The organism is Pseudomonas sp. NBRC 111138, assembly GCF_001320835.1.
Taxonomy (GTDB): Bacteria; Pseudomonadota; Gammaproteobacteria; order Pseudomonadales; family Pseudomonadaceae; genus Aquipseudomonas; species Aquipseudomonas paracarnis.
In genome coordinates this window covers 1-2,910 of the sequence record NZ_BCBO01000189.1, presented here as the reverse complement: position 1 = coordinate 2,910, position 2,910 = coordinate 1, and the positions used below count along the sequence as shown (strand labels likewise).

Annotated in this window: 1 protein-coding gene; it reads left to right on the top strand. The window is 57.0% G+C overall.

The genetic code is table 11. The features are described from left to right. On the top strand, positions 1-2,910 hold a 2,910-nt coding region (locus APH41_RS29175; protein ID WP_371262649.1), incomplete at both ends, for an immunoglobulin-like domain-containing protein.

Here is a 2,910-nt window from a genome sequence, read left to right as displayed (position 1 = left end):
TCACCATTACCGATTCGATCGACACCACCACGGTCACCCTGACCGCTGGTTCGACCGTGACCGAAGGCGGTCAGATCACCTACACCGCCACCTTGACCAACCCGGCGCAGACGCCTGTGAATGTCACCTTGAGCAATGGCTCGGTGATCACTATCAAGGCCGGTGAGTCGACAGGCAGCATTGTCGTTGATACGCCGGCTAATGACGTCTACGTCAACGGCAGCACCGTCAGTACGACGATTACGGGCGCGACTGGCGGCAATTTCGAAAGCCTGGTGCCGAGCACCACGCCAGCGGTTACCACCATTACCGATTCGATCGACACCACCACTGTGACGCTGACAGCCCCAACCGAGGCGAACGAAGGTGGTCAGGTGACGTATACCGCCACGCTTTCCAATAAAGCGGGCACTGATGTCACGTTGAAGTTGGACAACGGCTCAAGCATCACCATCAAAGCTGGCGAAACCGTTGGCACCGTGACCGTGCCCGCCCCTACCGATGACGTGTTCATCGACAAGAGCACCCAAACGGTCAAGATCACCGAAACCACCGGCGGCAACTTCGAAAAACTGGAAGTTGCAGGCAGCGGCGCAACCACCACGATCAACGACACCACCGACAAAGTCGATGTGGTCCTGACCGCTACCACCACCGTTGGCGAAGGCGGCAATATCGTCTACACCGCTAGCCTTGTGGATAAGAACGGCGCGCCGGTGACTAACATCACTAACCCGTTGACCGTCACTTTGGATAACGGTCAGACCATTACTATCGGTGTTAACCAATCCAGCGGCACCGTTACCACCGTGGCGCCAGACGATATTTATAAAGGCGATCAGACCGTCACCGCTGCTATCAAGGGTGTGACCGGCGGCGAGCATTTTGAAAATCTGGTTCCAGGTACTACCCCAGTTAACACGACCGTTACCGATACACCGGGCACCGATAACACCACTACCGTGACACTGACGGCTCCGACCGAGGCGAATGAGGGTGGCGAGATCACTTACACCGCCACGCTTTCCAACAAAGCGGGCACTGACGTCACGCTGAAGTTGGATAACGGCTCAAGCATCACCATCAAAGCTGGCGAAACCGTTGGCACCGTGACCGTCCCTGCGCCTACCGATGACGTGTTCATCGACAAGAGCACTCAGACCGTTCAGATCGCCGAGACCACTGGCGGCAACTTCGAAAAACTCGAAGTGGCAGGCAACGGCGCGACCACCACGGTCAACGACACCATCGACAAGGTCGATGTAGTTCTGACGGCCACTACCACTGTCGGCGAAGGCGGCAACATCGTCTACACCGCTAGCCTTGTGGATAAAAACGGCGCACCGGTGACTAACATCACTAACCCGCTGACCGTGACCTTGGATAACGGCAAGACAATCACCATCGGTGTGAACCAGTCGAGTGGCTCTGTCACCACTATCGCGCCGGATGACATTTATAAAGGCGACCAGACCGTCACTACCGCTATCAAAGGCGTCACTGGTGGCGAGCACTTTGAAAACTTGGTCCCTGGCACGACGGCAGTGAACACCACTGTCACCGACACCCCCGGTACCGACAACACAACGACTGTCATCCTGACTGCGCCAAATGCAGTTAACGAAGGTGGCCAGATCACGTACACCGCGACCTTGAGCAACAAGGCCGGCACCGACGTCACGCTGAAACTCGACAACGGCTCAAGCATCACCATCAAGGCTGGCGAAACCGTAGGCACCGTCACTGTCCCTGCGCCTACCGATGACGTGTTCATCGACAAGAGCACACAGACCGTCAAGATCACCGAGACCACTGGCGGCAACTTCGAGAAGTTAGAAGTCGCAGGCAACGGCGCGACCATCACGATCAACGACACCATCGACAAAGTCGACGTAGTCCTGACCGCCACCACCACCGTCGGTGAAGGCGGCAATATCGTCTACACCGCCAGCCTTGTGGATAAAAACGGCGCGCCGGTGACCAACATCACCAACCCGCTGACCGTTACCTTGGACAACGGTAAAACCATCACCATCGGCGTAAACCAATCGAGCGGTAGCGTTTCGGTTGTTGCTCCTGATGATGTGTACAAGGGCGACCAAACCGTCACCACCGCCATCAAAGGCGTGACCGGCGGCGAGCACTTCGAAAATCTGGTTCCAGGTACTACCCCGGTTAACACCACCGTTACTGATACACCGGGCACCGATAACACCACGACCGTAACGCTGACAGCTCCCACCGAGGCGAATGAGGGTGGCCAGATCACTTATACCGCCACGCTTTCCAACAAAGCGGGCACTGACGTCACGCTGAAGTTGGACAACGGCTCGGCGATCACCATCAAGGCTGGCGAAACTGTTGGGACCGTCACCGTGCCCGCCCCTACCGATGACGTGTTCATCGACAAGAGCACGCAGACCGTCAAGATAACCGAGACCACTGGCGGCAACTTCGAGAAGTTAGAAGTCGCAGGCAACGGCGCAACCACCACGATCAACGACACCATCGACAAGGTCGATGTAGTTCTGACGGCCACTACCACTGTCGGCGAAGGCGGCAATATCGTCTACACCGCCAGCCTTGTGGATAAAAACGGCGCACCGGTGACCAACATCACCAATCCGCTGACCGTGACCCTGGATAACGGCAAGACCATCACTATTGGCGTAAACCAGTCGAGCGGTTCTATCACCACCATCGCGCCGGATGACGTGTACAAAGGCGACCAGACCGTCACTACCGCCATCAAAGGCGTGACCGGCGGCGAGCACTTTGAAAATCTGGTTCCAGGTACTACCCCGGTTAACACCACCGTTACTGATACACCGGGCACCGATAACACCACTACCGTAACGCTGACAGCTCCGACCGAAGCGAATGAGGGTGGCCAGATCACCTATACCGCGT